Source organism: Candidatus Binatia bacterium (assembly GCA_036493895.1).
Classification (GTDB): Bacteria; Desulfobacterota; Binatia; order UBA1149; family CAITLU01; genus DATNBU01.
Window position 1 is genome coordinate 1 of record DASXOZ010000072.1, and the last position, 25557, is coordinate 25557.

Consider the following 25557-nt stretch of genomic DNA (forward strand, 5'->3'; position numbering starts at 1 on the left):
CGGCACAGTGTTCCAGTGCCGCCGCCGCCGCTCATTCCGGTTCACACACAAGGCATCCCCGGAGCCGCAGGTCTTCGGGGCAGTGTAGTCCTTCTGGTCCTCGCGGAGCCGGCAGAGAGCCCGATCCCTCCACCGGGGCGATCGATTGCGAACGACGTTCGAAGTAATTACGGTAATTACATGACGACCGTGAAGCTCAAGGTCGCGCGGATCGGGAACTCGCGCGGCGTCCGTCTACCGGCGGCGTCGCTGCGCCGCTATCGGATCGGCGATACCGTGCTGATGGAGGAACTGAGCGAAGGGATCCTGCTGAGGCCATCCGGTCGCGTGACCGAGAAGCTGTCCTGGGAGGAGACTGCCCGTCAGATGGCGAGCCCAGCGGAGAGCTGGAGCGAATGGGACGTGGCGCTGGGCGACGGCCTGGAGCATCTGCCCTGGTCCGACGGAGCGACGACGATCGCCGAACCGGCGCCGCGCTACCGGAAGGGGACCGGCAAAAAGCGTTCGCCGTGAAGCGCTACGAGATCCGCTGGACCGACCTCGATCCGACGAGGGGGGACGAGATCGCCAAGACCCGTCCTGCGGTGATCGTCAGCCTGGACGTGCTGAACAGGAGCCTTGCGACCGTCGTCGTGTGCCCGCTCACGAGCCAGCTTCGTCCGAGCTGGCGGTCGCGAGTCCAGGTGCGATGCGAGGGTAGACCGGCGGACGTCGCCGTCGATCAGATCCGGGCCGTGAGCAAGTCGCGGATCGGCGACAGGATCGGAAAACTGAGCGCCGACGAGGCGGCGACTCTGCGACGAGTGCTCACGGAGATGTACGGGGAGTGAGTCGGCGGCGCCGCTCTGTGCCTGACGACTGGTGTCGCGGCGCCGCCGCTGCAGTCTCGCGATTCTGCCGACGCCGCGCAAAAAAGAAGGGCGCGCCATCCGAGAGATGACGCGCCCTTTTGTTGCCGGAGTCAGGCACCTGCGTTCCGGTGCCTGACCCCAGGTGTGGTTAGAGCTGCGAGCAGGGCGCTCCGCTGCAGACGTCGACGATCGCTCCGTTCGGCTTGAGGAACTCCGACTTCTGCGTGCGGTTGTCCACATCGCTGCGCGGGCACGAGTGCGGATCCGAGCCGTGGCCCTGCGGGCAGGGTCCGAGGTCCGACCAGCCCGGATCGGACGGCGTGATGACTGGCGGCGGCTCGTTGCCCGTCGGCGGCGCCGGGTTGCCGAAGTCCCAGACAACCATCGCCGAACCGTCGAACGGATACGACGGGATCGCCGGGATGCCGTAGTACGGCGTCACGTTCGGATCCGGCCTGGTGGGCGCGTTGATGATCGTCGGCGTGTGGATGCTCATGCCGTTGGTGCGCGCGGCGATTTCGACCGTGACGGGCGAGACCTGGTGGTCGCCGTAAGCCACCGAGTACAGCGCCTTCTTGGCCGGCGTGTTCGCGTCGTATGTATTCGACAGCAGGTGGTTGATGTGCCCGTTCGGATCGGTGCGGTCCCAGATGAGCTGGGCCAGCGAAAGCACCAGCTCCCGGTCCGTGGAGAGCGGATAGCTCCCTATCAGGACCGCGTCGAAGGTGCCGAAGTCCGAGCTGCGATTGAGCAGGGTGCTGTAATTCATGCCCGGCACGCCGAGAGAGAAACGCGTGATGTCCTGCTCGATGGCGCCCAGCACGCCGCCGAGGATGCCGCCCTGGCTGTTGCCGTCGTAGTACAGCTCGGTGTCGTCGATCATCGAAGTGCCGCCGAGCTGGAAGTTCGCGTCGCTCGCGAAACCGGTCGGGTTCAGCAGCAGCTTGCCGAGGTAGATCTGGTTGATCATTCCCTGGTGCTGGCGGTCGATGAAGTTCGGGAACCGCGAGAAGCTTCCGAGCACCGCGGCGACGAATTCCTGGTCATCATCGGCGAATCCGGTCCAGTCGGTGGCGCAGAAGAGGAAGTTGTGTTCCTGCGCCATGTCCTCGACGTTGCCGGAGTCCACTTCGGTGTGGCTGCCGAGCAGGCCGTGCCCGTACAGTGAAGGACGCGCCGGCTGCGCAGGAGCCGCATCGCCGGTCGTGGCAGCGTGCGGAATTTCACAGCGGTAACTTGCCGTGTACGAGCCGCTTGCGACAGGCAGCCCGTCGGCACCGGTGTTCAGGATCGAACCGGGGTCGCCGTTGGTTGCGCACTGGTCGTTGAACGCGGGACCGGCCGGCGGGCAGTGCAGGTAGAGAGGCACCTGGAACGTGCCGTCGATCTCGCGGAAAATGTCGGAATTGGGGTTGGTCGTGACGTGGTCGACGGTGAACGCGGGCACCCCGCCGGCCAGGCGGGTCGTCGCGTCGTCGCGCATTGCCAGCAGGCGCTTGGAAACGCTCGACGTGCTCTGGGTCGTGAAATCCCATGCCAGGTACAGGCTGCCGCGCGTGATTCCGTAGGTGGTCAACGTCGAGAAGATACTTTCCATGTGGGCGCGGCGCGCCTCCAACGGAATCACCGTGCCGAGTGGAGCGTTGTCGCGATAGAATACGAAGTTTGCCGGTGCGGGCAGCTCCACGCCCATCGCGTCCTTCATGTGGCGGAACGCGATGATGTAACGGTGCCCTTCCTTCAGGTCCTTTGCCACGCGGACGATGATCGCCGGGGTGTCGGCGCCCATGTTGCTGGCGCGCTGGTCACGCTCCACCCACAGCATCTGCTGCTCGCCGTTGGACGCATCGATCATGATCACGGGGGCGTTCGCGTTCAGGGACTGCGCGATGTCGGTGATCGGCGCCGCGCCGGTCTGGGTCAGGTCGATGCTCGGATTGTTCATCATCAGCATCGGGCCGATGCTCCAGCCGTCGGCCTCGTTCCAGCGGGTCGGATCCAGCAGGGCGGCGCCGTGGGGCGGCAGCGTCTTGCGGCCGAGTGCGATGCGGCGTCCCGTCACCTGGCTCGCGTCCGCGATCGTGAAGAAGTCGTTCGGGAACGGCATCATGCAGCGGGTCGTGTCGAGCGCGTCGCAGGGCGACTGCACGGACTGGGCGACCTGGGCCGTCGTTGCGCTCATGTAGGTGGCCGTGTCGGTGCCGACGATCGCCAGGAACGTCGGGCACTTGCCGTCCAGCGCCGTCGCGGCATCGGAAGCGGCCGTCGTGAAATCGAAGGTGCAGCCGGTCGGTGCGCACTTGGCGAGCCCACCGATGGATCCGGACAGCAGCTTGGCAGCCGACTTGGTGGCGTTCTGGAGGCACTTCTGGCCGTCGGCGTCCGTGCCGCTCCAGTGTGCGCCCGTGCTGCCGAAAGTGCGGTCCGCGACGAGCTGCGATTCCCACTTGCACTGATCCGCAACCCACGTGCCGATGATGGTCGCGTCGTAAGGCCCGTAACCCGCGTCGGCGACCGCCTGGTTGGTTGCGCACTTGGAAGATGTGCCACTGACCGCCTTGCCGTAGGCGCCCTGAAGGTCCGAGTTGTCGGCTGCGCAGTCGGCGTCGACGTCCTTGTAGCACTTGCCGTGAAGGGCTACGGCTTTCTTCACGCACTTGGCTAGCGTCTTCGCGATCCCCTCCTGGCACGCGATGCCGGGGGATGTCGCCGCCGATGCGGGAACCGCCGGCATTGCGAGCAGCGCCGCGGCAAGCGCGCCGAGGGCGAATGTTTTCGAGACAGAAGCACACAGCCGGGGCTGCGGCTTCGACGACGCGATACGAATGGTCATTTTGCGGTACCTCCCCGCGATCGGTCAGAATCCCGGGACTATGTACCGAGGCCGCACGGGAAGAAAGTGAAGATCTCTACGTCCCACCAGGCCGAACAGCGCGAGCGCGCTGCGTCACGGAATTCATAACGCCGCGTCGCAACACCGTGTAATGTTGCGCGCGTCGCGGCTAGCGTGGCCAAAAGGTTGAGCCAAACCGCTCCTGGAGGCGGTCGTTCGTTCAGATTTCGAGGCGGCCCTTCGTCGCTTCGTACTGGCTCCAGATTTCCGCCGGGCAGTGCGCGCCGAATTTCGTGAAGAACTCTTTCTGGCTCTCCAGCTCGCTCGTCCAGTCCTGCTTGTCGATGCGGAACAGCTCGTCCATCACCGGCGGCGGCACCTGCTCCTCGATGCCGCGAAGGTCGAGGCTGCCCGGCGCCGGAACGTAACCGATCGCGGTCTTGGTGGCCTCGGCCTTGCCGGTGCAGCGGTCGAGGATCCAGCGCAGCACGCGCACGTTGTCGCCGAAGCCCGGCCACAGGAACTTGCCGTCGGCCTGGCGGAACCAGTTGACGTGGAAGATCTTCGGCAGCTTGGCCGCGCGCGACGGGTCGGCGCCGAGGCTGAGCCAGTGGCCGAAGTAGTCGCCCATGTTGTAACCGCAGAACGGCAGCATCGCGAAAGGATCGCGGCGGATGACGCCGACTGCCTGGTTCTGCGCTGCGGCGGTGGTTTCCGAGGCCACGGCGGCGCCGACGTAGACGCCGTGCTTCCAGTCGAAAGACTGGAAGACGAGCGGCGCAGTCTTCGCGCGCCGTCCGCCGAAGATGAACGCCGAGATCGGCACGCCGTTCGGATTCTCCCACTCGCGCGAGATGCCGGGGCACTGGCGCGCCGGAGCGGTAAAACGCGAGTTCGGGTGCGCAGCGTTGCGACCGGAGTCGGGCGTCCAGTCGTTGCCCTGCCAGTCGATCGCGTGTTTTGGCGCGGGGCCCATGCCTTCCCACCAAACGCCGCCTTCGTCGGTCAGCGCGACGTTGGTGAAGATGCAGTTGGAATGCAGGGACGCCATCGCGTTCGGATTGGTCCTGTTGCTGGTGCCCGGCGCGACGCCGAAGAAACCGGCCTCCGGGTTGATCGCGTAAAGGCGACCGTCGGGTCCGAACTTCATCCACGCGATGTCGTCGCCCACCGTCCAGATTTTCCAGCCTTCCTGGCTTTCGGGCGGCAGCAGCATCGCCAGGTTGGTCTTGCCGCACGCCGACGGGAACGCGGCCGCGACGTACGTGACTTCGCCCATCGGGCTTTCCATGCCGAGAATCAGCATGTGCTCGGCGAGCCAGCCCTCGCGCCGCGCCATCGTCGAGGCGATGCGAAGCGCGAAGCATTTCTTGCCGAGCAGCGCGTTGCCGCCGTAGCCTGAGCCGATGCTGATGATCTCCTTGTCCTGGGGGAAATGCAGGATGTAGCGGCGCTCGGGCGAAAGGTCGCCGAGCGAGTGCAGGCCCTTGACGAACGTGCCGTGGTCGCCGAGCTGGTCGAGCGCGATTTTTCCCATGCGCGTCATGATGCGCATGTTCGCGACGACGTACGGGGAGTCGGTGATCTCGACGCCGACCGCCGAGATCGGCGAGCCGGCCGGGCCCATGATGTAGGGCACCACGTACATCGTGCGGCCCTTCATGCAGCCATGGAAAAGGGGCCGCACCAGCGCGCGGGCTTCGGCAGGGTCCTTCCAGTTGTTGGTGGGGCCCGCGTCTTCCTGCTTTTCGCAGCAGATGAAGGTCAGGTGCTCGACCCGGGCAACGTCGTTGACGTCGCTGCGGGCCAGGAAGCTGTTGGGATGAAGCGCGGGGTTGAGCCGGATCAGGTCACCGCGGCTTTCCATTTCGCGGCAGAGCCGGTCGTTCTCCTCTTCGGAGCCGTTGCACCAGTACACCTGGTCCGGCGTCGTCAGCTCGGCAACTTCCTTGACCCACTGCTCGAGTCCCTTGTGCATTTGGCGCCCTTGCCTCCGGTGGTCCCGGATCGCCTCTCCATCATGAGCCTGCATGATCATGCAGGCGTGAACTCATGACCGGCCGCAGTGGCCTCTCATGGAGGGCAATCCGGACGCAAGAATAAGCGCGCCTTCTACCGATTTCGCCTCAGTGAAGCCAGTGCGAATCAAGAGCTGGCCTGAGGCCGGCTTCTCTACAGTTGAAGGGGCTTGAATGCTTCGAGAAGCTCGAGAAGCCCGATGACGGTACGGAACCGCGTGCGCGGCTCGGCGGGGTGGAAGCGGGCGATCGAAATGGCTTCGGCCAGCGTCGGAGCCGCGCCGTCATTGGAGAAAAGCGAGTCGCGCACCAGGCGCCACGGCCAGGTGACCAGCGCCTCGATGCCTTGCGGCTCCTCTACCCAGTCGGCCACGAGCAGGCGGCCGCCCGGCCGGAGCACTCTCCAGGCCTCCCGCAGCGCCCTGGCCCTGCTCTTCGGATTGAAGGCGCCAAGGACGCGGACGGCACAGAGGATGTCGAAGCTCTCGTCGTCGAACGGAAGCTCCTCGGCCACTCCCTGGTGAAGCTCGGCAGGATGGATGGTCCCGGGAATCTTGTGGGAGGCCAGCTCGAGGGCATCTTCGTCGGGATCGAGGCCGAAAAGGATGGCACCCGGCTCCTGCGACGCGGCTGCCGCCAAGAGGTCGCCGCTGCCGCAGCCGACGTCGAGGAAGCGGTCGCCCGACTTGAGCACGACCAGGCGCAGCAGCTCGGCGGCGCAGGCCCGTTCCGGGCTCGCCCACTGCACGAGACGCTCGGTGAAGTCCGAAAGCGTGTCGAGCCCGGCAAGGGCAATCTGGGTCGGTGGCATCATCTCTGGTCCCTGCGCGCAGGGTGCCGACGTTTCCTGCACGAGCAGCTTCAAGTAAAGCATCGCCCTTCCATGAAATCCATGCAGTGGATTTGTGCACCCCGGCGCGGTCTTGCCTCATTCGTGCTGCGCGCGCTGGCGTGCCTGGCGGCGGTGCAGGGTGGTTGCCTGCATTCGGCGCCGCCGCGTCCCGACATCCTCGTCGTGACGATCGACACCCTGCGTAGCGACCACTGCTCCTGCTACGGCTACCCGATCGGGACGACACCGAACCTGGACGCGCTGGCGGGGAGCGGTGTGCGCTACAACACCGCCTATTCGGAGACCTCGACGACGGCACCATCCCACGCGGTGCTGATGACCGGGCGGCACTTCCGCAGTTTCGGCCTGACCAAGAACGGCGGGATCCTCCCCGACGACAGCGTCACGCTGGCCGAACGCCTGAAGGACGCCGGCTACGCCACCGCCGCTTTCGTCAGCTCGTTTCCGCTGATGTCGCGCTTCGGCTTCTCGCAGGGATTCGAAAAGTTCGACGACGCGTTCACGAGCGACGAAGCCTCGCTCGGCAGAAGGAAGCCGGGCGAGGCGGCGCACGACCGCTATGCCGGCGCGACTTTCGAGCATTTCCAGCGCTGGTTCGACGATTTCCACGATGCCAGGCCCCTGTTCGTGTGGGTACACTTCGTCGATCCCCATGCGCCCTATCACGCGCCGGAGAAGTTCGACGCGCAGTGGCCGGACGGCACCAGCGGAGCGATCCAGCGTTACGACGGCGAAGTACATTACGCCGACGAGCAGCTCGGCCGTGTGCTCGGGCTGTTCCGTTCGCGCGCCACCGACCGCGGCCAGCTGATCGTCGTCACCAGCGACCACGGCGAAGGTCTCGGCGACCACGGCTGGATGTCGCACGGGATCAATCTTTACGAGGAAGCGGTGCGCGTGCCGCTCGTTGCCAGCTGGCCCGGGCACCTCGCGGCTGCGCGCGTCGTGGACGAGCCCGTCGCGCTGATCGACGTTGCGCCGGGAATCCTCGATTCGCTTTCGCTGGAGGCAGGCAGCTTCACGCACGGTCGCAAGCTGTTCGGTGCGACCGATTCCGCGAGGCAGGTGTTCCTGCAACGCCGCGACTACAAGAGCAGCTCGGAGGGCGGTCAGAAGATTCGCGGCGAAATGAGCGCGGTCGTGGCCAACGGCAGCAAGCTGATCCTCGCGCCCGGAGAGAATCGCCGCGAATTCTACGATCTCGCAACCGATCCGCACGAGCTCGTCGACCTGCTCGGCGGCGGCCCGGCCAACGATCGCGAGAGGGCCGCCGCCGCTGCCGCGCCGCCGGCCAGACTGACGAAAGCCGAGGCCGAGGCGGGCGCTACGAGGCTGGACGGCCTGCTGCGCCAATGGCACAAGCAGTACCCCGCGGCACTGCGCAGCCACGCGGCGCCCGACAAGGAAACCCAGAAGGCGCTGCGCTCGCTCGGCTACATCGAGTGACGGCCTGTTGATTTGGGGACGCTCCGGGGAAACATTTGCGCATTGTCCCGCACGCGATGCGGCCCCCTTGGCTGCTCCGGCCCCTCCGGGCGCGCACTGCGGACAGGGACGAGGAGACAGAACGATGGCCGAGGACATCTTCCACAGGATCCAGTCGCAGATCGAGAAGGACCGCATCGTGCTCTACATGAAGGGCACGCCGCTGATGCCCCAGTGCGGGTTCTCGCAGAAGGTGACGCTGGCGCTCAAGGCGGTCGGCGCGAAGTTTGCGAGCTACAACGTCCTCGAAGATCCCCAGCTCCGCGAGGGCATCAAGCAGTTCTCGAACTGGCCGACCGTTCCCCAGCTCTACGTCAACGGCGAATTCGTCGGCGGCTGCGACATCACGATGGCGCTGTACGAAAGCGGCGAGCTCGAGAAGATGATCGCCGTCGAGCACGCGGCGTAGCCAGACGCGGGCCTGGCGGCGCCAGGCCTTTGCGGGACCGGTCTTGCAATCGCGACACTTTTCGCCGCCTGATCTCGCCGATCTCGAGGCACGCGGCATCGCGCGCGAGACTGCCGAGCGCCAGCTTCGTCTGTACCAGGAGCCTCCTGCTGCTGCGCGGCTGCTGAAAGCCTGCACTCCAGGCGACGGCATCGTCCGCCTGTTCGACGAACAGGCCGGCGGCTATGCGCACCGCTACGACGAGCAGGCGCGCTCGCTTTCGATCGCCAAATTCGTCCCCGCCTCCGGCGCCGCCAGCCGCATGTTCCGCTCGCTGCTTGCGGTGGGCTCGGACGCGTCGCTGCGCACGCGCGCGGATTTCGAAGCGAAAGCTGCCGGCGGCGACTCCGATGCACGCGCGGTGTCGCGCTTCCTGGCGCATCTCGTCGACTTCGCGTTCTACGATGATCTTGCCGCAGCGCTCGCGCGCGACGGCATCGACATCGACGCGGCGGCCGCGAGTGACGTGCCGGCAGTGCTGGCCGCGCTGCTCGACGACAGTGGTCTCGACTATGCGTCGCTTCCCAAGGGACTGCTGAAGTTCCATCGCGAGCACGGCGAGGTACGCACCGCGTTCGAAGAGCACCTCGTCGAGGCGGCGGCGTATGCGCGCGGCAGCGGCAATCTGTGCCGCCTGCATCTCACGGTGTCGCCCGAGCACGAGCAGCGCTTTCGCGCGCTGCTCGGCGACGTGCGCGAGCGTTACGAGAAGCGCTTCGGAGTGCACTTCGACGTCGAGTTCTCGTGGCAGAAGCCGTCCACCGACACGATCGCCGTCGAACCGGGGGGAGCTCCGTTTCGCACCGACGAAGGGCGCCTGCTGTTTCGTCCTGCCGGCCACGGCGCGCTGATCGAGAACATGGCCGACGTCGAAGCCGAGCTGCTGTTCGTCAAGAACATCGACAACGTCGCGGTCGACGCTTTCCTCGCAGAGACGGTGCTTTGGAAGAAGGCGCTCGCGGGAGTCCTGCTCGAGCTTCGCGAGGAAGTGTTCGCGCACCGGCGCGCGCTCGAGACGGGGGGCGAGGCGGCGGCCGCGGCGGCCTTCGCGATGCTGCGCTCGCGCTTCGGCGCCGCGGTTCCGGATGCCTCGGGCGGCGAGTTGCTGCGCCTCGCTGCCGATGCACTGGACCGGCCGCTTCGTGCCTGCGGAATGGTTTCCTCCGATACGAATCCCGGCGGAGGACCGTTCTGGGTAACGGACCGCTCCGGCCGCGCGAGCGTGCAGGTGGTCGAGACGTCGCAGGTCGACCGCGACGACCCCGCCCAGCGCGCGATCCTGGAAGGCGCACGACATTTCAATCCCGTCGATCTCGTCTGCATCACGCGCGACTGGAAAGGCAGGCCTTTCGACCTGTCGCGCTACATCGACCACGAAGCGGTGTTCATCGCCGAGAAATCGCAGGACGGGCGCCCGCTGCGTTCCCTCGAACGCCCGGGTTTGTGGAACGGCGCAATGGCGGGATGGAACACCGTGTTCGTCGAAGTCCCGCTGGCGACGTTCAACCCCGTCAAGACGGTGAACGACCTGCTCGAGCCCGCGCACCAGGGCAGCCGGAGCTAGCCCTCGTCCGGTCGCCGAGCAGCGGATCGACCGATTGACGACTGCGGGCTCGATCCGCCGATCAGCGCGGGTCGAGCCCGATCTGCTTCAGCCTGTGCCGGATGTCGGCGAACGTATCGCCGAGAAAAGCCCCGCCGCCGAACATCGAACCGAACCCGTGCAGGAGATCCCCGACGAACTTCTCGGTGCGGATCTTCTCTGCCTTCGTCGAGTCGTCGAACTTGTTCGCAAGGTACATCACGCCGAACCCTGCGTGCCGCGACTCGTCGCGCAGCACGAGGCGGATGAGGTCGCGCAAAAGCGGATCGGGGCTGTCGCGCTGGAAGACCTGGAACAACCCCACCGCGATGCCTTCGAGAAAGATCTGCATGCCGACGATTTTTTCGCCGTAGGAGTCGCTGTCGAGGATGCGGTGCACGATGTCCTCGAGCATCGGGTCGAGCGGCGCGTCCGCTTCGAGCTTGTCGAGATAGCGGCCGAACACCTCGACGTGGCGCGCTTCGTCGATGATCTGCCCGGCAAGGCACATGCGCGCCTCGAGCTCCGGGCACAGGTTGACGAGCTGGGCCGACAGCGCGAGCGCGGCCTGTTCGCCGAAGAAAAGCTGAGTGAACGTCATCGCGCGCCTCTCGGCAGCGAGGCGGTTGAAATCCTCGCGCGAGATGCTCGATGCGAACGGAGCGTAGGACGCTTCCGAGAAGTTGCAGATCGGCCGCGACCAGTCGATCTCGTCGGTCGCGTTCCACTGCAGCGCTTTCGTCTTCTCGTAGAGGTCGAGGCCGGACGGCATCGTAATGTGCAGCCGCCGGTGCCACAGCGGGCGGTCACGGACGGCGCTCGGACTGGTCGAAGAGTCGGACATGCCGCTGATTTTCGGCCCGACGTCGCGCTCAGTCCAGCAGTACCTTCTCGCGCGCGGCGGCAAGGCCGCTTCGCCTGAGAAAATCCTCGACGACGGCATCGAGGTCGTCGAGGCGCGCCAGGTGGTGGCGCGCGCCGGGCGGCAGCGATGCCAGCACTTTGCGGAAGTACGGCTTGTCGACGCGAGGCTCGACCAGGACGATGATCCCCCGGTCGGTGGGGGTACGGATGAGGCGGCCCATCATCTGCTTGAGGCGAAGCAGCATGCGCGGCACCTGGTAGTCCGAAAAGACGCGGCTGCCGCCGCCGAATAGCACTTCGGCGCGAAGCTGCAGCAGCGGATCGCCCGGAACGTCGAACGGCAGCTTCTCGATGACGACCGCCTGGCAGGCATCGCCGGGAATGTCGATGCCCTGCCAGAAACCGCGCGAGCCCAGCAGCACGGCGCGCGGGTTCTCGCGGAACGTGCGCACCAGCTCGTGCGGATCGGTATTGCCGGCGGCCGGAGTCGTTACCGTGATTCCGTCGGCGGCAAGCTGCCCCGCGAGCAGGTCGGCAACGCGGACCATGCGGTCGCGGCTCGTGAACAGGCCGAGGGTGCGGCCCCCGAGTCGCCGCGACACGATCGCAAGCGAGCGCGTCATGCGATCGACCAGCGCGGCCTGGTCGGTCATGTCCTTGATGAAAATGACCTCGAGGTTCTTCTCGTAGTCGAAGGGGCTCGGGATCGGCGTGGCGACACGGTAGCGAGACCCTGCGTGCACGGCGAGCTTCAGCTCTCGCAGAGCCCCGTCGTCCTCGTCGGCGACCGAAAGCGTGGCCGAGGTCGCGAGCATCGTCTGCGCGCGCTCGAGCACGTTGTCGCGAAAATCGTCGCCCGGCAGCACCGGCGTGGCGACGAAGCGCCACGACACCGAGGTCGAGCGCGCCAGCCCGCGCAGCCGGTACACGTACGTGTCGGATTTCGGATACGGCAGCGCGTGGTCGAGCACGGATGCCGCCTCGTCGAGCACTTCGACCAGGCGCATCTTCGACTCGGATTCGTCGTCGTCGCCGCCGCGGAACCTGAGCGAAAGCCGGCGCAGGCTCGTGGCCAGCTCGAGCGCCGCGTCGGTCAGCTCCTTCCATTCCGGACCGGGACCGGAGCGCGGCACGAGAAGCTCGTCGCGGCCGAACTGGAACGGGCTCTCCTCGTTCTCGGCCTTGACGATGCGGCGAGAAGTCTCGCCGACCATGGAAACCAGCGTCAGCGCGCGACGCGCCATCATCTGCGTCTCGTCGTCGTCCGCCAGGGGCGGCGAGCCGCGCATGCCGAGGATCTCCTCCAGGCGGTGCGCCAGCTCGATGCCTTCGGCTGTCCTTGCGTAGGCGTTGTCGGCCTTGTCGATCAGCTCGTGGGCTTCGTCGAAAACCAGATGGCGAAGCTCGGGGTAGTCCGGCGGCCAGCGCAGCAGCAGGTCGTGGTTGACGACCGCGATCTCCGCCGCCTCGAGGCGATGGCGCGCCGCGCGGAACACGCAGTGACCGCCGACGGTCTCGCAGTTCTGGCGGCTGCACTCGTCGGAGTCGCTGCTCGTCACTTCGCGCGCGAAGCGCTCGAAGCAGGGATTGAGCTGGTAGAGCACCGTCGGCACGCGATCGATCTCGCCGTGCGTCGCGCTGGTCGAGAACGCCGCGATCAGCGCGGACGCGTAGCCTTCCTCGGGGTCGAGCGTCGGCCCCTCGCTCTGGCGCGAGCGCAGGAAGCGGTCGAGGCGGCGCTTGCAGATGTAGTTGCCGCGCCCCTTCATCACGCCGAAGCGCAGGTCCGGATAGCCGAGAAGGCTGGCGGCTGCCGGAATGTCTTTTTCGAGAAGCTGGGTCTGCAGCAGCTTGCTCGACGTGGAGATCACGACCTGCTGTCCGCTGTGGCGCGCGAACGGAATGGCCGCGGCAAGGTAGCCCAGCGTCTTGCCGATGCCGGTGCCCGCTTCGCCGACCACCACCGACTTGCCGCCGCTGGCTGCAAAGCAGTCGAACACCTGTTCGAAGAAGCGCACCTGGCCTGGCCTCAGCTCGTAGCCGGGCAGCACGCGCTGCACGCCGTCGACGTCGTGCAGCCTCGCGACGATCGCTTCCTTCGAGAACGGCACCGGCTCCAGAGACACCTCGGGCAGCACCGGGACCGCAGCCGTGGCCGCGGCGTCGGCAAACTCGTAGCCGACCGAGCGCTCGAGGCGCACCCGCCACGCCGACGTCGGATGAAAATGCGTCAGCGCCGCAACGGCGTTCGCGGCCGCCGGTGAGCCGGCGTGCGACTCGACCAGGGTGCCGACTAGCACGCGCAGCATGTCGAGAGCGTCGTCGAGGGCGCGGTGCCGCTCCCCGCGCCCGAGGCCGCGGCGGCAGAACGTATCGAGCTTCATGTTCGCGCTGTCGGGATAGACGAGCGCGAGGATCTCGACGGTGTCGAGGAACGGGTGCGACGCGAAACGGCGGTTGACCGCCTGCGCGAGCCAGCTCTTTTCGAACGCCGCGTTGTGCGCGACTACCGGCGCATCGCCGATGAAGCGATCGAGCGCGGCTGCGACTTCCGCCAGCGGCGGCGCGGTTACGACGTCGCGCTGCGTGATGCCCGTCAGTCGCTTGATGAACGGGGTGAGCTCCTGGCCGGTGTGGATCAGCGTGTTGAAGATGCGCGCTTTCGGCGCTCCGGCGTCGATGCGGATCGCTCCGGCCTCGATCAGCTCGTCGAGCTTCGGATCGAGGCCGGTGGCCTCGAAATCGAGGAAGCAAAGAGGACCGGCCGCGACGACGGGCTCGATGCGCGCGCGATCGATGCCGAGGCTCTCGAGGTTCACGGTGAACTCGAAGCGGCCGTCGGGCTCCAGATGGAGGTCTTCCTGAAGGGCGGCGAGGCCCGCCGGACTCAACACGAGGACTGCCTACCGCACGAGAGCCCCGGTGTCACCCGGGCGCTCCCGTTTGTTGCGAAGTACGAAGACGACTCCCGCCAAAGACTCCAGGCGCTGCACCGTGCGTCGAGGCTCAAGCCCTGACGAGCCTGCGCGCGGCCGCCTCGATGTCCCCCGCATCCCACGCTGCGCCGATCATGGCGACTGCGTCCGCTCCCGCCCTTCGGCAGGCCGGCACTCTGGCGAAGGTGATTCCCCCGACGGCAATGAGCGTTGCGCGGCAGCCTTCGCGCACGGCGGTCGCGGCGTGAGCAAGCTCGGCCAGGCCCTGAGGCGGTCCGAATTCGCGCTTGGATGCCGTGTCGAAAACCGGCCCGAACTGCAGCGCGTCGAGCTCGCCGGGCGCCACCGTGCGGATCGCCGCGACGCTGTGCACCGAGCGGCCGATCCACGCGTCCCTGCCGAGCAGTTCCCTGGCGTGTCCCGCCGACATGCCGTTTTCCGGCAGGTGCACTCCGGCGCCGATCGACAAGGCCACGTCGACGCGGTCGCAGATGACGAGAAGCGCGCCGCAGGGTCGCAGCAGCGGCTCGACCGCGACGGCGGCTTCGTGCAATTCGCGCGCGCTGCGCGTCTTCGCGCGAAGCTGAATCCAGCGGATGCCGCCGCGCAGCGCCGCCTCGATGCGGCGGCGCAGGTCCGGGAGGTCGTGCCACGCTCCGGTGATGAGCTGGACCGGGGGGTTCGGCAGAGCGCGCATCGACGCCCGCCGCTCCGCTCAGGCGATCAGGTCGCCGAGCGGGGAAGATGCGCTTGCGTGCAGTCGCTTCGGCATGCGGCCGGCGCGATACGCGGCGCGACCGGCCTCGACGGCCAGCTTCATCGCGTGCGCCATCAGCACGGGATCGCGAGCGCCGGCGATCGCGGTGTTCATCAGCACGGCGTCGCAACCGAGCTCGAGCGCGACGGCGGCGTCGGATGCGGTACCGACACCGGCATCGACGATCACCGGCACCTTGGACTGCTCGAGAATGATGCGGATGTTGTACGGATTGCGGATGCCGAGGCCCGATCCGATCGGCGCCGCCAGCGGCATCACGGCCGCGCATCCGATGTCCTCGAGACGCTTGCAGGCGACCGGGTCGTCGCTGACGTACGGCAGCACGTCGAAGCCTTCGGCGACGAGCACTCGCGCGGCCTCGATCGTCGCGGCAACGTCGGGAAACAGCGTCTTCTCGTCGCCGATCACCTCGAGCTTGACGAGCTTGCCGATGCCCGCCTCGCGCGCCAGCCGGCAGGTGCGGATCGCGTCGTCGGCAGTGTAGCAGCCGGCCGTGTTCGGCAGGATCGTGAAGCGTTTCGGATCGAGGAAGTCGAGAAGGTTCGGCTTGGTCGGATCGGTGATGTTGACGCGGCGGACCGCGACCGTGACGATCTCGGCGCCGGAGGTTTCGATCGCGATCCGCGTCTGCTCGAAATCGGCGTATTTCCCCGTACCGACCAGAAGCCGGGAACGGTAGCTGCGGCCGGCCAGCTCGAAGACGTCCTGACGCTGCATTTCCACGTTCAGCCTCCGCCGACGAAGTGCACGATCTCGAGCACGTCGTTCTCTGCCAGCGCCTGGGTGGGCCATGCGGACGCAGGCAGCACTTCGCGATTGCGCTCGACCGCGACGCGGCGTCCTGCCAGGCCGAGCGATGCGACGAGCTCGCCCACGGTGATGCCGTCGGCGACGTTCTTTCCTTCGCCGTTGATCTGCAGCCGCATCGAGCCTGCGTAGCGCCACAGGTGCGGTTTTACAACCTGCTACCCGCTTGGTATCCGGTCGCGTGGCCGTCTTCGCGGCTCCCTCTGTCATGTCCCCCGAACCAGCGGCCGCAGGTGGCGGCGCCGCAGCCGGCTCCGCGCCCGCAGAAGGGGCTGATCGCGAGGCCGTTTCCACGGCGGCAGGCGACGCGTCCAGCGTCCCTCGCGCGCTCATCGATACCGCAGCGCTCGTGCACAATTACCGCGAAGCTTGCCGCCTCGCTTGCGGCGGTGCGGGTGTCCTCGCGATGATCAAGTCCGACGCCTACGGGCACGGCGCCCGCCTGTGCGCAGCCGCGCTCGAGCGCGCCGGTTGCCGCATCTTCGGTGTCGCCTCGGTCGACGAGGCTCGCCAGCTCGCGGAGTTTTCGGATCGCGGATCGCGGGTCGTCGTGTTCGGCGGAATCCTTGCCGGAGAGGCCGACGCGGCGCTGGCCGCCGGAGCCGAGGTCGTGACGCAGGAAATCGACGTCGTGCGCGCACTTGCCGGACGCGCCGCGGCTTCGGGACGCGAGGCCGTCGTCCATGTGAAGCTCGACACGGGCATGCACAGGCTCGGAGTGGTGCCCGACGCCATCGTCGAGTTCGTCCGAGCCGCCGCGGCGCTGCGCGGCGTCCGCATCGTTGCCGTCTGCTCCCATTTTGCCCAGGCGGAATCGGTCACCGGCGGCGTGACGGCGGGTCAGCTCGAGACGATGCTGGCGGCCGACGCCGCGCTGAAGGCAGCGGGATTCTCGCTGACGCGCCACCTGGCCAACAGTGCCGCCATCCTCGCGCGTCCCGAGGCCCATCTCGACCTTGTTCGACCTGGAATCATGCTTTACGGCGTCGCGCCCGATCCGTCGCTGCGGGGTCGCGCGCAGCTGAGGCCCGTGATGCGACTGGTCGCTCGTGTCGTGCGTGTCGCCGACGTCGCGGCCGGCGAGGGCGTCGGCTACGGCCATACGTTCCATACTAACGGCGCCTCGCGCATCGCGACGATCCGCTGCGGCTACGCCGACGGATATCCGCGCAACCTCGGCAACGTCGCCGAGGCGGCAATTCGCGGGCGGCGCGTGCCGGTGGCCGGACGCATCTGCATGGATCATACGATGCTCGACGTCACGGGCGTTGCCGGAGCCAGCGTCGGTGACGACGTCACGCTGTGGGGTGCCGACCCGCTCGTCGAGGAAGTTGCATCGCGCGCCGGAACGATCGCCTACGAATTGCTCGCGCGAGTGGCGGCAAGGGTGCGCCGCGAAGAAGCCGGCGCCGCGGAACAAGAGAGGAATTCATGAGCGAGGCGTCCCCCGTGATGAAGACCGCGCTGATCAGCGTCAGCGACAAGACCGGAGTCGTCGACTTCGCAAAGGGCCTGGCTGCTCTCGGCGTCAAGATCCTGTCGACGGGCGGCACCGCCAAGGCACTTCGCGATGCCGGTCTTGCCGTCGTCGATGTCAGCGAGCACACCGGCTCCCCGGAGATTCTCGACGGTCGCGTCAAGACGCTTCATCCGCGCGTGCACGGCGGCCTGCTCGGTCGTCGTACGCTCGCGTCGCACGTCCAGCAGATGAAAGAGCAGGGAATCGACCCGATCGACCTCGTCTGCGTGAACCTCTACCCGTTCGCCGAGGTCACTGCGCGCGGCTGCAGCTACGAGGAAGCGATCGAGAACATCGACATCGGCGGCCCGTCGATGCTGCGCTCGGCCGCAAAGAACCATGAAAGCGTCGTCGTCGTCGTCGATCCCGCCGATTACGCAGTCGTCCTGGGCGAGCTCCAGGCCACCGGCACGACAACGCTCGACGTGCGCAAGAGGCTCGCGCGCAAGGCCTATCGCTCGACTGCCGCGTATGACGGCATGATCGCCGACTGGCTCGGCCGCGATGCACTCGCCAACGAAGGCCGCGCGGCCGAGTTCGGAGAGACGATCCACCACCAGTGGCAGCTCGTCCAGGGCATGCGCTACGGCGAGAATCCTCACCAGCGCGCGGCGTTCTACCGTGCGCCGCGCATCGACGGACCGTCGATCGCCGCGGCCAGGGTGCTGCAGGGCAAGGAGCTTTCGTACAACAACATCGTCGATGCGGACGCTGCACTGCAGCTCGTGATGGAATTCGACGAGCCGGTCTGCGTCGCGATCAAGCACACGAACCCTTGCGGCGTGGCCACCGGGCGCGATCCGCGCGACTGTTTCGAGAAGGCGCGGCGCTGCGATCCCGTGTCGATCTTCGGCGGCATCGTCGGTCTCAACCGCGAAGTGGACCTCGCAGCCGCAGAGGCGATGAAGGACGTATTCCTCGAGATCGTGCTCGCACCGTCGTTCACGGCCGACGCTCTCGCGCTGTTCGGAAGCACCAAGAAGCTGCAGGCGGTGCGATTGCTCGAAGTGGATCCGCGCGTCAAAGGCGGCAGCGATGCGTTCGACATGAAGCGGGTGCTTGGCGGCCTGCTCGTGCAAAGCCGCGACCTCGTGCCGTCGCGCGCCGCCGACTGCAAGGTGGCGACGCGGCGCGCGCCGACGGGGGCCGAGCTTCGCGCCCTCGATTTCGCGTGGAAAGTCTGCAAGCACGCCAAGTCGAACACGATCGTGCTGGCCCACGAAGACCACGTCGTCGGCGTCGGCGCAGGCCAGATGAGCCGCGTCGATTCCGCACGCCTGGCAGTGGCAAGGGCCCGCGAGCACGGTCTCGAGCTGAAAGGCTGCGTGGCCGCGTCCGATGCGTTTTTCCCGTTTCGCGACGGCCTGGACGTCATCGCCGCAGCGGGCGCCGTCGCTGTCATCCAGCCCGGTGGAAGCCTGCGCGACGGCGAAGTCATCGCTGCAGCCGACGAGCACGGAATGGCGATGGTCATGACCGGAGTCCGCCATTTCCGCCACTGAAGCAGAAGACCCCTGGCCGCGACTCTCGATGTTCGAATCGATTTTGATGCAAGCAGCAGGGACAGCGTGAAAGTGCTCGTCGTCGGCTCCGGCGGGCGCGAGCACGCACTGGCGTGGAAAATCGCAGGCGATCCTCGCCGTCCGGTCGTCTACGCGGCGCCCGGCTCGGCGGCCATGGCAACGCTCGCGACGCTGGTGCCGATCCAGGCCGGCGACATCGATGCGCTGGCGGCGTTCGCGGCGAGCGAAGGCATCGACCTCACCGTCGTCGGTCCCGAAGGCCCTCTTGCCGCCGGCATCGTCGACCGCTTTCGCGCCCAGGGTCTTCGCATTTTCGGACCGGATCGCGCGGGCGCCGAGCTCGAAGCGTCCAAGGCATTCACGAAGCGTCTTCTCGTCGAAGCGGGCGTCCCGACTGCCGAGTACGGCGAATTCCGCGATGCGGATGCCGCCAGGCGATTCGCGCGCCACCTCGGATTTCCGGTGGTCGTCAAGGCCGACGGGCTGGCGGCTGGAAAAGGCGTCGTCATCTGCGCGGACGCCGCCGAGGCCGATCGCACGATCGCGGCGATGCTGGAAGACGGCGCGTTCGGCGAAGCCGGTCGCCACATAGTCGTCGAGGAATTCCTCGAAGGCGAGGAAGCGTCGTTCATGGCAATCACCGACGGCGTGACTTCCCTGCCGCTGGCGTCGTCGCAGGACCACAAGGCCGTCTTCGACGGGGACCTCGGCCCCAACACCGGAGGCATGGGCGCCTATTCGCCGGCGCCGTGCGTGACGCCGGAGATCCACGACACGATCATGGATCGCGTCATCGAGCCGACGGTGCGCACGCTGGCGGCGCGCGGAATCGACTACCGCGGCGTGCTGTACGCGGGGATCATGCTGACGAAGCAAGGGCCGAAAGTGCTCGAGTACAACGTTCGTTTCGGGGACCCCGAGTGCCAGGCGCTGCTGCTCCGCCTGGATTCGAGCATCCTCGATCTTTTCGACGCGGCGATCGATCGCACGCTCGATCGCCACCGCATCGAGTGGAAACAGGGTCCTTCGGTCTGCGTCGTGCTGACGGCCGAAGGGTATCCGGGAGACATCCGCAAGGGCGACGCGATCGACGGGCTGGGCGAGGCCGCCGAGATCCCCGGCGTCGAGGTATTCCACGCGGGCACGGCCCGCGACGATACCGGCACCTGGCGCACGGTCGGCGGTCGCGTGCTCGGCGTCTGCGCCGGCGGCCGCACGGTTGCCGAAGCGGCGGCAAAGGCTTACGCGGCAGTGGACCGCATTTCGTGGAAGGGCATGCACTGCCGGCGCGACATCGCGTGGAGGGCGCTGGCGCGCGAGCGCGCCTGAGCCCGGCACACCGCAACCGACCGCACCGCAATCGACCACACCGCAACCGACCACACCGCAACCGACAAGGAGGAGAGATGGCCGGGAAAGCAGCAGGCAAGGCAGCAAGCAAGGTAGCGTCGGCGGCGACCGCGAAGAAGCCGGCGCAGAAAACGCCTCCCGCGGCGAAGTCGAAGCCGCTCGTCGCGATCCTGATGGGAAGCTCGAGCGATCTCGACGTCATGAACGAAGCAGCGCGCATCCTCGAAGAGCTTTCGATCGCGCACGAAGTCGTCGTCACGTCGGCCCATCGCTCTCCGCAGCAGACCGGGGAGTACGCCCGCGGCGCGCGCGACCGCGGGATCCAGGTGCTGATCGTCGCGGCCGGTCTTGCCGCGCACCTTGCCGGAGCCGTCGCGGCCAACACGACGCTGCCGGTGCTCGGAGTGCCGCTGGATTCCGGATCGCTTCGCGGGATGGACGCGCTGCTGTCGACGGTGATGATGCCTGCCGGAGTTCCGGTGGGCACCTTGGCGATCGGTGCTGCCGGTGCACGCAACGCCGCGCTGCTGGCCGCGCAGATCCTCGCGCTTTCGGACTCGCGTCTTGCGCGCCTTCTCGAGCAGCGCAAACGCAAGATGGCCGAGGCCGTGCCCGGCAGGGTGCGCAGCTGGCCCGAGGCAAAATAGACTGTCGTACGTCGTTGCAGAGCGCGACGTGGACGCAGCAGCCCGGTTCCTCGCGGCCGGCGGCGTCGTGGCCTATCCGACCGAGACCGTCTACGGGCTCGGGGTCGACGCTCGAAGCAGCGCCGCGATCGCAGCGCTGCTCGTCATGAAGGGGCGCGACGAAGGGCGCGGCATCTCGCTGCTCGTCGAAAACCTCGACGCGGCGGCCGACCTTCTCGCCGAGCCGCCGGGTGAGGATGCGCGCGCGCTCGCGTCGCGCTTCTGGCCGGGACCGCTGACGATCGTGCTTGCAGCGTCGTCGCGGGTCGCGCCGCAGGTCGTCGGCCCGAGCGGCGGAGTCGGGCTTCGCTGCAGCAGCGATCCGTGGGCGGCGGCGCTGGTGGCAAGATTCGGCGCTCCGGTTACCTCCACGTCAGCGAACGCGAGCGGATGCGAGCCGGCACGCTCGGCCGGCGACGTGCGCAGTGCCTTTCCACATCAGGCGAGCGGCGCTGCGCCGTCGCTGTTCGTTCTCGACGGCGGCGCAAGGACTTCGAGCGAGGTTTCCACGGTGATTGAGTTTTCGAAGGGCCGTGCGACGCTCCTGCGAGAAGGCGCGATCCGCGCCAGTGATCTCGCTTCCATGATCGACCTGGCAGGAAAAAACCGTGGCTAGATTCCGCCCTTTCCGGGCGATCCGTTATGCATCGCGCGCCGGCGCCATGGAACGCATCGTCGCTCCGCCCTACGACGTCATCAGTCCCGCCGAACGCGACGCGTTCTACGAGGCCAGCGCGTTCAACTGCACCAGGCTCATCCTCAACAAGGAAAGCCACGACGCGGCGGCCGCCGAATACCGCGCGTGGCAGGACGAAGGCATTCTCGAGCGCGACGCAGCGCCTTCGTTCTATCTCTATACCCAGGAGTTCGACGCCGGCGGGCCGCGGCGCCGCGTCGGCGTGCTCGGCGCGCTGGCCCTCGAGCCGTATTCGACCGGAGTCGTGCTGCGCCACGAAAATACGTTCGCGCACCACAAGCGCGACCGTCTCGAGCTGACCCGGCGTGTGAAGGCCAACCTCTCGCCGATCTTCTGCGTGTACTCGAAACCGGGCTTCGTGCCCGAGCCCGACGGCGGCTGGCAGAGCGAGCCCGACGTCGACGTGATGCACCAGGGCGTGCGCCACCGATTGTGGGCCGTGCGCAGCCAGGCGGGCATCGCCCGTATCCGCGACGCCGTGGCCGACGAAGCGTTGTTCATTGCCGACGGCCACCATCGCTACGAGACGGCGCTCAACTACTGGTACGAATGCGTTTCCGCCGGAAAGGAACCGCCGGTCGGCGCCGATGCCCCGGGCGACGACGTGCAGCCCGCTGCGCACGTGCTGGCCTTTCTTGCTGCGTTCGAAGATCCGGGTCTCGTGATCCTGCCGACGCATCGCGAGCTCGTGAGCGCGCCTGGCGTCGGTGCGGCGGCTTTCGAGTCGGCGCTGTCCGAATCGTTCCGCCTCGAAGCCTTTTCTTTCGACGAGGCCGGTGCCGACAGGCTCGTTGCGGCGCTGGCCAACGTCGGGCCGGATCGCCACGCCTTCGGCATCGCGCTGCGCGGACTGCCGCGGTTCCTGCTCGCGACCAGGCCCGTCGCGACCGATGCCGCGTCGCCGCTGGAGCGTCTCGACGTCAAGGTGCTCCATGACGATATCGTCGACCGGGCGCTCGCGCGCGCCGGCGCGAAGCGGCCGGAGCTGGCGTACTCGATCGACGCGAAGGACATCCTGACGCGGGTGCTGCGCGGCGAGCTGCAGGGCGGATTCCTGATGAACGCGACGCGCGCGGACCAGATGGCCGATGTCTGCCGCGCCGGCGAGCTGATGCCGCACAAGTCGACGTACTTTTACCCGAAGCTGCTGACCGGCCTGGTCTTCCACGCGCTCGAGTAGGCGGGTTTGGCGACAGGCACCAGGATCCTGGTGCCGTCCCGATTCGCTGCGGGTGCCACCCCGCGTGCAAACGATTGTTGGGTTGTCTCCCGAGGTCGGGCACAGTGCACCGTCACACGGGAAGCACCGACTTGTCGCAGTCTCTTTCCACGTCTTCGTCCTCGTCCTCGCGGGCCACCCGCTGCCGGCGCGCTCTCGCGATCGCGGCCATCGTCCTCGCGTCGTGTTCGCCCCAGCTCCGCTGGCACACCGACGACACCCAGATCGCACGCGACGCAGCCCGCCTCTTCCGTTCGGAGGGGGCGTTCGGTGCTCCGCGCGAGCCGTACTCCGACGAAATCGCGCCGGTCCCGATGCGCAGGAACATGCGCCCTTGCTGCGCGTTCGGCGCCCAGCTACGCGTGCGCGTCGGGCCGGTGCCGATCCCGCTCATCTTCCTCGGCAACATCGTCGACGAGAGACACATCCGTCACCACGTATACGACAGCGGCAACGCGACGTTCGGTTCCCACGGTTCGGCGGGTCCGGAGATCGTGCACAGCGAAGGCAACGGGCTCGTCTACAGCTGTCGTGCCGGGTTCCTCGATATCGCGCACATGCGCGACTACTCGGACGCGGCGCTGTACATCATCACCGCGCTGGCGAGGAACCTCGAGAAAGGCGGGCGCATTCCGCTTCCGGACGAAGGAGCCAAAGTCGCCATCGAGCTGAAGCCTGTCGATCCTTCGCTGATTGCCCAGTACGGGCGCTGGGCCATTGCGACTTCGCTCGGCCAGTGGCTCGCGTTCCAGTCGGGGCTCTGGCACGAGGTCGCGACGTGGTTCGGATGGTCGACGTTTGCGCTGTTTCCCGAGCGGGTCTCTGCGTTCTCACCCGAAGACCTTTACTCGAACATCCTCGGCGCGCGCATCGCGGCGGCCGTGGTTTCCCAGAGCGGTGCCCGCGACGAATTCGTCTACAACCGCAACGTCGACCGCTGGCTGCAACGCACGCTCGACCTGGTAGAGACGGTGCCCGTCCCTGCAGCCGAAGAGGCCATGTTGTCGGTGGACGGGCTGTGGTGGGATTCGACCAAGCGCTTGCCGGACATGTCGCTGGTGCTTCGTCGCAACTTCTCGAGCGGCGATGCCGTCGTGCCCTGGCTGATCCCGAAGGCCCGCGTCGGGCCCAAGCTGCGAGCGGCGTGCGGAGCCGATCCCCAGCCTCTTCCGGTCGCGAATCCTTCGTCGATCGGAGCGATCGATTTCGCGTCGCTCGTCACTCTCGTCATCGAACCTTCATCTGAGCTGGCCCGCCAGGAACCGTTCGCCCACCTCTCTCGACGCATCACCCAGAAGGATTTCCCGGCGATCGTCGACTTCGTCCGTCGTCAGAACGAACAGATGTTCGGCCCCCTGGCTGACCGCCCCGACAGCGAGCTGCCGTGATCGCAGTCGTCGTGGTTGACGACGGCGACTTTCCCATACAGGGTCGCCCGCGGGTCCTTGATGACGGCACTACGCAGAACATCGTTCCTGTCGGCAGCATTCCTCGTGCTTTTTGCGTGGGCGCTCCCGGCCCCCGCAGATGAGCCTGTTCACATCCTGGTGCTGAAGGAGCACGGCGTCGGCAGTCCGACGCTGGCCCAGCCCTACCTCGACCGTTTCGTGGCCAACGCCGCGAAAGAGAACGCCTGGGGCGATGCCACAGGCCAGTACTACGTCACCCGCGCGGCGGCCCAGGAATTCATCGCCTCGCAGAAACCGCACTACGGCATTCTCTCGCTCGCGGCCTTTCTCGACTTCCGCCTGAAGTACAATCTCGAAGTCATCGGCAAGGTGGCGGTGTCGCTGGTCGGCGGCCAGCAGTACTTCCTCATCAGCAAGACCGCCCACGACCTTGCCGGCTGCAAGTCCAAGAGGCTGGCGAGCGACCACACCACCGATCAGCGTTTCATCGAGAAAGTCGTCGCGCGCGGCGCTTTCCATTTGTCCGATTTCACGCTCGATACCACCCAGCGCCCGCTGCAGACGATCAAGGAAGTCGTCGCGGGAAACGCCGATTGCGCGCTGATCGATGACGCGCAGATGAGCGAGCTTGCCAAGCTGACCGGCGCCGACGACGTCAAGCAGGTGTGGAAGAGCGAGCTGCTGCCGCCGATGGTCGTCACCGCGTTTCCCAGCGCCCCGACAGCCGAACGGCTGAAATTCCAGCGCAACTTCAGCAAGGTTTGCATCGCCGACGCCAAACCCGCGTGCGCCGAAGTCGGGATCTCGTCGCTCGACATGGCGAGTGCCGCAGATTACGCAGCGGTCGTGGCGGCGTACGGGAGTTGAGCCCGCGCCCCCGCACGAGGAGCCCCGGGAGTCGTTGATGATGAGCCACTCGCGCGCACTCCGGATCGCTCGCACTGCGACCATCGTCGCGGTCGCGACCTTGCTCTCGGCCTGCGTCGTGCTGAGGCCCCAGGGCTATTCCGAGTTCCAGGGCGCGCTGAAGAAAGGCGACGCGCTGCAGGTCTACGACCGGCTCGAATTCCTCATTGCCAACGACAACGACACGCGCAACGACCGGCGCGACGCGTTTCGCGCGGTGAAGGACCGCAACGAGGAGACGGCGGCGTTCCAGTTCGCATGGGCCGGCATCGCCGGTCGCCTCGTGCAGCAGCGCGGGCTGCTCGCGGCCGGAATGCTCAAGGACATCGAGAAGCACGCACGGCGCAGCGTCGAGCTGGATCCGAACTTCCGCGACGGCGCCGCGACCAGCCTGCTCGGCACGATGTACGTGGCCGCCCCGTCGAGCCTGCTCGCGCACGGCGATTCCGAGATCGGCCTGGAAATGCTCGCGGGCCTTGTCGAAAAGTATCCCGACAACCCCGAGGACCACCTGCGCCTGGCCGAAGCCTACATCACGCTGAACGACCCCGGTCCCGCGATCTCCCACCTGTGCACGTGCCTGGCCGTCAAGGACAAGATGCGCAAGGACGAGCAGAAGCTGCTCGTCAACCTCTTCGCCGACGCGGGGCAGGCCAAGTGCGGCGAGACGCCGGTGCCCCAGCCGAAGAAGAAGCACCACTGGCTGTCGTCGTCGAAGTCGTCGTCCAAGCCCGAGTCTCCCGAGCTCGAGCACTGAAGACCCGACAGGCCGCTGCCGGCGGATCTCGCCGCG

23 protein-coding genes are annotated in these 25557 nt (G+C 67.2%); 14 read left to right on the forward strand and 9 right to left on the reverse strand.

What is annotated here, in order from left to right; genetic code table 11:
• The first annotated feature begins 180 nt into the window (after window positions 1-180).
• Window positions 181-513, forward strand: a complete 333-nt coding sequence (locus VGK20_17020) for an AbrB/MazE/SpoVT family DNA-binding domain-containing protein (GenBank protein HEY2775746.1) — start codon at window positions 181-183, stop codon at window positions 511-513.
• Window positions 510-830, forward strand: coding sequence for a type II toxin-antitoxin system PemK/MazF family toxin (locus VGK20_17025; protein HEY2775747.1), 321 nt, complete (start codon window positions 510-512; stop codon window positions 828-830). Before VGK20_17020 ends, VGK20_17025 begins: the two co-directional genes overlap by 4 nt.
• A gap of 169 nt (window positions 831-999) precedes the next feature.
• On the opposite strand, the gene VGK20_17030 is transcribed toward VGK20_17025, so the two are convergent.
• The 3 genes from VGK20_17030 to VGK20_17040 all read right to left on the reverse strand — a co-directional run bounded on the left by VGK20_17030 (window position 1000) and on the right by VGK20_17040 (window position 6516).
• Window positions 1000-3684, reverse strand: a complete 2685-nt coding sequence (locus tag VGK20_17030) for a hypothetical protein (protein HEY2775748.1) — start codon at window positions 3682-3684, stop codon at window positions 1000-1002.
• 220 nt (window positions 3685-3904) lie between these two features.
• A complete protein-coding gene (locus VGK20_17035) occupies window positions 3905-5662 on the reverse strand; it encodes a phosphoenolpyruvate carboxykinase (GTP) (GenBank protein ID HEY2775749.1) in 1758 nt (585 codons plus the stop codon).
• 194 nt (window positions 5663-5856) lie between these two features.
• Complete coding sequence (locus VGK20_17040; protein ID HEY2775750.1) at window positions 5857-6516, reverse strand: class I SAM-dependent methyltransferase; 660 nt, start codon at window positions 6514-6516, stop codon at window positions 5857-5859.
• Window positions 6517-6585: 69 nt separating this feature from the next.
• On the opposite strand from VGK20_17040, the gene VGK20_17045 reads away from it, so the two are divergent.
• The 3 genes from VGK20_17045 (at window position 6586) to VGK20_17055 (ending at window position 10052) form a co-directional block, all read left to right on the forward strand.
• Window positions 6586-8001, forward strand: a complete 1416-nt coding sequence (locus tag VGK20_17045) for a sulfatase (protein ID HEY2775751.1) — start codon at window positions 6586-6588, stop codon at window positions 7999-8001.
• A gap of 124 nt (window positions 8002-8125) precedes the next feature.
• On the forward strand, window positions 8126-8449 hold the full coding sequence (gene grxD / locus VGK20_17050) for a Grx4 family monothiol glutaredoxin (GenBank protein HEY2775752.1): 324 nt from the start codon (window positions 8126-8128) through the stop codon (window positions 8447-8449).
• A 43-nt stretch (window positions 8450-8492) separates the two neighbouring features.
• On the forward strand, window positions 8493-10052 hold the full coding sequence (locus VGK20_17055; GenBank protein HEY2775753.1) for a DUF4301 family protein: 1560 nt from the start codon (window positions 8493-8495) through the stop codon (window positions 10050-10052).
• Window positions 10053-10113: 61 nt separating this feature from the next.
• Here VGK20_17055 and VGK20_17060 read toward each other — a convergent pair whose 3' ends face one another.
• The 5 genes from VGK20_17060 to thiS form a co-directional block, all read right to left on the reverse strand.
• A complete protein-coding gene (locus VGK20_17060; protein ID HEY2775754.1) occupies window positions 10114-10914 on the reverse strand; it encodes a hypothetical protein in 801 nt (266 codons plus the stop codon).
• Between the two features lie 28 nt (window positions 10915-10942).
• Window positions 10943-13828 (reverse strand): helicase C-terminal domain-containing protein, encoded by a 2886-nt coding sequence (locus VGK20_17065; protein ID HEY2775755.1) that lies wholly within the window; start codon window positions 13826-13828, stop codon window positions 10943-10945.
• A 112-nt stretch (window positions 13829-13940) separates the two neighbouring features.
• Entirely contained in the window at window positions 13941-14567 is a 627-nt protein-coding gene (locus VGK20_17070) for a thiamine phosphate synthase (GenBank protein HEY2775756.1), read from the reverse strand.
• A gap of 18 nt (window positions 14568-14585) precedes the next feature.
• Window positions 14586-15365: a thiazole synthase gene (locus VGK20_17075; GenBank protein HEY2775757.1), complete on the reverse strand. Its 780-nt coding sequence runs from the start codon at window positions 15363-15365 to the stop codon at window positions 14586-14588.
• An 8-nt stretch (window positions 15366-15373) separates the two neighbouring features.
• Window positions 15374-15574 (reverse strand): sulfur carrier protein ThiS, encoded by a 201-nt coding sequence (gene thiS / locus VGK20_17080; GenBank protein ID HEY2775758.1) that lies wholly within the window; start codon window positions 15572-15574, stop codon window positions 15374-15376.
• Window positions 15575-15663: 89 nt separating this feature from the next.
• Between thiS and alr the strand changes: the two genes are divergently transcribed.
• The 6 genes from alr (at window position 15664) to VGK20_17110 (ending at window position 22410) form a co-directional block, all read left to right on the forward strand.
• A complete protein-coding gene (alr, locus tag VGK20_17085; protein ID HEY2775759.1) occupies window positions 15664-16890 on the forward strand; it encodes an alanine racemase in 1227 nt (408 codons plus the stop codon).
• Window positions 16887-18476 carry a bifunctional phosphoribosylaminoimidazolecarboxamide formyltransferase/IMP cyclohydrolase gene (gene purH / locus VGK20_17090; protein HEY2775760.1) on the forward strand — a complete coding sequence of 530 codons (1590 nt, stop codon included), beginning with the start codon at window positions 16887-16889 and terminating at the stop codon, window positions 18474-18476. Before alr ends, purH begins: the two co-directional genes overlap by 4 nt.
• A gap of 66 nt (window positions 18477-18542) precedes the next feature.
• Window positions 18543-19826, forward strand: coding sequence for a phosphoribosylamine--glycine ligase (gene purD / locus VGK20_17095; GenBank protein HEY2775761.1), 1284 nt, complete (start codon window positions 18543-18545; stop codon window positions 19824-19826).
• Between the two features lie 194 nt (window positions 19827-20020).
• Window positions 20021-20494, forward strand: coding sequence for a 5-(carboxyamino)imidazole ribonucleotide mutase (purE, locus tag VGK20_17100; protein ID HEY2775762.1), 474 nt, complete (start codon window positions 20021-20023; stop codon window positions 20492-20494).
• A 28-nt stretch (window positions 20495-20522) separates the two neighbouring features.
• On the forward strand, window positions 20523-21149 hold the full coding sequence (locus VGK20_17105; protein HEY2775763.1) for an L-threonylcarbamoyladenylate synthase: 627 nt from the start codon (window positions 20523-20525) through the stop codon (window positions 21147-21149).
• Complete coding sequence (locus tag VGK20_17110; GenBank protein HEY2775764.1) at window positions 21142-22410, forward strand: DUF1015 domain-containing protein; 1269 nt, start codon at window positions 21142-21144, stop codon at window positions 22408-22410. The genes VGK20_17105 and VGK20_17110 overlap by 8 nt, the downstream gene beginning before the upstream one ends.
• Window positions 22411-22522: 112 nt before the next feature.
• Here the strand turns inward: VGK20_17110 and VGK20_17115 are convergent, their stop codons facing one another.
• The gene (locus VGK20_17115; GenBank protein HEY2775765.1) at window positions 22523-22777 is read right to left on the reverse strand and encodes a hypothetical protein; all 255 of its coding nucleotides are present in this window, start codon (window positions 22775-22777) and stop codon (window positions 22523-22525) included.
• Between VGK20_17115 and VGK20_17120 the strand changes: the two genes are divergently transcribed.
• Genes VGK20_17120 through VGK20_17130 form a run of 3 tightly spaced genes read left to right on the forward strand, consistent with a single transcriptional unit; the run spans window position 22776 to window position 25521 of the window.
• Window positions 22776-23837: a DUF4056 domain-containing protein gene (locus VGK20_17120; GenBank protein ID HEY2775766.1), complete on the forward strand. Its 1062-nt coding sequence runs from the start codon at window positions 22776-22778 to the stop codon at window positions 23835-23837. The two genes, VGK20_17115 and VGK20_17120, sit on opposite strands and share 2 nt — an antisense overlap.
• 60 nt (window positions 23838-23897) lie before the next feature.
• Window positions 23898-24725 (forward strand): hypothetical protein, encoded by an 828-nt coding sequence (locus VGK20_17125; protein ID HEY2775767.1) that lies wholly within the window; start codon window positions 23898-23900, stop codon window positions 24723-24725.
• 40 nt (window positions 24726-24765) lie between these two features.
• The gene (locus tag VGK20_17130) at window positions 24766-25521 is read left to right on the forward strand and encodes a hypothetical protein (protein ID HEY2775768.1); all 756 of its coding nucleotides are present in this window, start codon (window positions 24766-24768) and stop codon (window positions 25519-25521) included.
• Window positions 25522-25557: the final 36 nt, after the last annotated feature.

Coding starts and splice junctions, on each gene's coding strand:
- purH (HEY2775760.1), top strand. CDS start 16,887: ATGAGCGAGGCGTCCCCCGTGATGAAGACCGCGCTGATCAGCGTCAGC.
- VGK20_17130 (HEY2775768.1), top strand. CDS start 24,766: ATGAGCCACTCGCGCGCACTCCGGATCGCTCGCACTGCGACCATCGTC.
- VGK20_17045 (HEY2775751.1), top strand. CDS start 6,586: ATGAAATCCATGCAGTGGATTTGTGCACCCCGGCGCGGTCTTGCCTCA.
- thiS (HEY2775758.1), bottom strand. CDS start 15,574: ATGCGGCTGCAGATCAACGGCGAAGGAAAGAACGTCGCCGACGGCATC.
- VGK20_17115 (HEY2775765.1), bottom strand. CDS start 22,777: ATGTTCCTGCGCATCGGGACCGGCGCGATTTCGTCGGAGTACGGCTCG.
- grxD (HEY2775752.1), top strand. CDS start 8,126: ATGGCCGAGGACATCTTCCACAGGATCCAGTCGCAGATCGAGAAGGAC.
- VGK20_17030 (HEY2775748.1), bottom strand. CDS start 3,684: ATGACCATTCGTATCGCGTCGTCGAAGCCGCAGCCCCGGCTGTGTGCT.
- purE (HEY2775762.1), top strand. CDS start 20,021: ATGGGAAGCTCGAGCGATCTCGACGTCATGAACGAAGCAGCGCGCATC.
- VGK20_17035 (HEY2775749.1), bottom strand. CDS start 5,662: ATGCACAAGGGACTCGAGCAGTGGGTCAAGGAAGTTGCCGAGCTGACG.
- VGK20_17120 (HEY2775766.1), top strand. CDS start 22,776: ATGCGCCCTTGCTGCGCGTTCGGCGCCCAGCTACGCGTGCGCGTCGGG.
- VGK20_17070 (HEY2775756.1), bottom strand. CDS start 14,567: ATGCGCGCTCTGCCGAACCCCCCGGTCCAGCTCATCACCGGAGCGTGG.
- VGK20_17125 (HEY2775767.1), top strand. CDS start 23,898: ATGACGGCACTACGCAGAACATCGTTCCTGTCGGCAGCATTCCTCGTG.
- alr (HEY2775759.1), top strand. CDS start 15,664: ATGTCCCCCGAACCAGCGGCCGCAGGTGGCGGCGCCGCAGCCGGCTCC.
- VGK20_17060 (HEY2775754.1), bottom strand. CDS start 10,914: ATGTCCGACTCTTCGACCAGTCCGAGCGCCGTCCGTGACCGCCCGCTG.
- VGK20_17075 (HEY2775757.1), bottom strand. CDS start 15,365: ATGCAGCGTCAGGACGTCTTCGAGCTGGCCGGCCGCAGCTACCGTTCC.
- VGK20_17020 (HEY2775746.1), top strand. CDS start 181: ATGACGACCGTGAAGCTCAAGGTCGCGCGGATCGGGAACTCGCGCGGC.
- VGK20_17040 (HEY2775750.1), bottom strand. CDS start 6,516: ATGATGCCACCGACCCAGATTGCCCTTGCCGGGCTCGACACGCTTTCG.